The sequence below is a fragment of the Chamaesiphon sp. VAR_48_metabat_135_sub genome, from assembly GCF_031418915.1.
GTDB lineage: Bacteria > Cyanobacteriota > Cyanobacteriia > Cyanobacteriales > Chamaesiphonaceae > Chamaesiphon.
In genome coordinates, this window is sequence record NZ_JANOJV010000111.1 from 1 (window position 1) to 2,629 (window position 2,629).

General features: G+C 40.1%; 3 protein-coding genes and 1 pseudogene. 1 reads left to right on the forward strand and 3 read right to left on the reverse strand.

What is annotated here, in order from left to right; genetic code table 11:
• Nucleotides 1-112: 112 nt before the first annotated feature.
• The 3 genes from RMO55_RS08130 to RMO55_RS08140 are packed head-to-tail and all read right to left on the reverse strand — an operon-like array spanning nucleotide 113 to nucleotide 2,164.
• Entirely contained in the window at nucleotides 113-763 is a 651-nt protein-coding gene (locus RMO55_RS08130; RefSeq protein ID WP_310425658.1) for a molecular chaperone GrpE, read from the reverse strand.
• Nucleotides 764-768: 5 nt separating this feature from the next.
• Nucleotides 769-987 (reverse strand): DUF2997 domain-containing protein, encoded by a 219-nt coding sequence (locus RMO55_RS08135; protein WP_310425660.1) that lies wholly within the window; start codon nucleotides 985-987, stop codon nucleotides 769-771.
• Nucleotides 988-1,036: 49 nt separating this feature from the next.
• Nucleotides 1,037-2,164, reverse strand: a complete 1,128-nt coding sequence (locus tag RMO55_RS08140; protein ID WP_310425662.1) for a hypothetical protein — start codon at nucleotides 2,162-2,164, stop codon at nucleotides 1,037-1,039.
• A gap of 207 nt (nucleotides 2,165-2,371) precedes the next feature.
• Here RMO55_RS08140 and RMO55_RS08145 point away from each other — a divergent pair.
• Nucleotides 2,372-2,629: pseudogene (locus RMO55_RS08145) on the forward strand (Fic family protein); the annotation flags it as partial.

Consider the following 2,629-nt stretch of genomic DNA (forward strand, 5'->3'; position numbering starts at 1 on the left):
AAGAGTCCAATCTGAGCAAGCTTTTTCTTAGCCCCCTTAAAAAGGGGGTTGGGGGATTCTCTAGGGTTTAGGCGTAACAAATTTAACTTTTCAAACACTCTCCAACGCACCATCATTTCGCATTCGCAGGTAAAGTTCGACTCACCTTTGCAGGAATCAAAATTTGATCGCCCTTACGATAGCCGATAAACCGCACATAAACCGATTCACCTACCTGAATATCATCCACATCACTTTGATGCAGTTGTGGAGCATATTCGACCATTTCCCAAGGTTTGCCGATCGATTGACACTCCCAGAATTTAACGAGATTTTCCAGAGAAGTTAATAAAGCGACGATATTTCGAGCGGGTAAATCTGGCTGACTTTCTACCATCTTTCGCACGCTGGGATATTGAGTTAAGAGAGTTTGAATCTGCTCGAAACCACCCTCGATCGCATCTGCTTGTACCTGGGCTGCTTGTGTCTTCAATTCCTCCCGCAATCGCTGACATTGTTGTGTCAGCGCGGCAATTTCTTCTTCTAACTTTGCTCTTTTGACTTCGCTAGTTTGAAGTTGAGATTTTACCTCAGTTAGTTGGAACTGTAAGGCTGATTCAGTTGCTTGCGATCGATCTTTTAAAGTGTCAATTTCCTGAGTTAAGCGTGATTCTAATGCTACTCGACTGGCTTTCGCAATTTTAAGCGATCTCCAATAAAAGAACCCTAAAGTCGCGATACTCGTGAAAGTCCCCACCAACCCACCGATTAATTCTGGCTCCATCTCGACTATCCTTGATTTTCGTTAGATTGAGACTGTTCGTTAACGAGGAAGTTATCCGCGCCATCATGGTATTCGGGTAATAGTTCTCGCGATTCGACTTTACCCAAGGATGCTTCGATATCTTGGGTAGCAAGGGTGCAGGTTTCGCCGTTACCATTAATGACGGTTTCGGTGACTTTACCGTCTTTACCGATGCGGTATTCGATTTTTTGATATTCAGCCATGATTCAATTTTTGATTTTTGATTATTTTAATTATGCCCAATCTCACGAATTATTCACTAACTGAACAATATCGCTCCGATCGAGGCACAGATTCATAACCACACTCTTGCCGATCTATAATGAGTTTGCAATTGAGTTCAAATGTAGGCAGTATATTTTCAATAAAACCCCTAGTTATAAAGTTTTCGCTGATATTTAGTGTATCTAAGTATTCAATAGCAGGAGAATTCAATAATGCTAATAAACCATCGTTGCCCAAAGTCCCCATCGATAAATCTAACTCAATTAAGTTTTCTAGGAAAGGTGATTTAGCTAAGGCAAAAGCAATATCATCAGTATAATCACAATTCTTAAATCCTAAGTATTTTAACTGTGAAAACTTTTCACTGCTAATCATCGGAATGAGATCTTCTATGGATGAGTTTGCGCCATACTCTGGACTTCCCAGCCATAGTTCTAAATACTCTAAGCTTGGCAACTTCAATTGATTTATATCTAGCAATGTTTGGTGATTTAGACCACTTGATTCAATTCGTAAAATTTTTAATTTATCGTGCCTCAAGGTCTGGCAAAATCTAAATCCTTCATATAACTTTTCTCCGGTACGAGCATTTCGCCCCTGATTACATCTCATCTGCAAAAATTCTAATCGATCGTAAGATTCTAAGATAGGAGAAATATCACCATAGCACGGCAGGCTAGAAATCATACACTCACTATCTTCTATGTCGCCTATAAATATTGCCTTCAGATTTTCTAATTTGTCTTTAGCATTAGCAATAACAGAAATTAGCTCCATATCCCAATCTGCAATTCCAAAAACTAGAGCCTCAATTTCATTTGTACAGGGAGATTCTAATACTGAAAACCATTTTGACTCAAAAGTATCCGAACCATAATATTCATGGAAAGAATAAGCGTTATTTTGAGGATTAATAATTTCCATTCCAGCTTCAAAATTTACCACCTGTCGATCTGCAAAAATATTTGCGTGGCTATTTGGTAACCCATTCAAGTATTCGAAATCACACCAAAATTTATTTTCTTTCGCAAAAGCCTGTTTGTACTGTAATTTTTGTTTTTTACCAGCCTCACCGCCCAAAACAGCAGCATTAATTGGTGGTGGATTTTGTCCGCCTAAGACTAGATCTGATTCGTGGGGATTGGGTGCTGACATGGGTATTGACGGTGTGAGATTATTTCTATTATGCCCACGATCGATCTAACAATTTTCTAGATACTGGTGGGGATGGGCGGGTTTGTTTGAAGAAGAACATCCCCACTGACTTCAAGATCGGCAAAAAGATCGGCACTAATTAGCAATCGACAAAGCTATAATGATTGTAAATACTAGGATATAGCTGATAAAAAGATCGGCATTATTATGGAATCTCTCGCCCTCATCGAACCATTGCTACCTGCGGGGGAAAATCGAGTACTGACAGATTTGGCAACGCAACTGTGGGTAGAGAGTAGTGCGCTCAATAGCAACTTACAGGTGGCGACGATTTTGGGGATTGGCGATTTAGTCCGTACGATGAATTGCTACTACAGCAACCTGATTGAAGGACATCGCACCCACCCTATCGATATCGAACGCGCTCTAGCACAAGATTTTTCTGTCGATCCTCAACAACGAAAA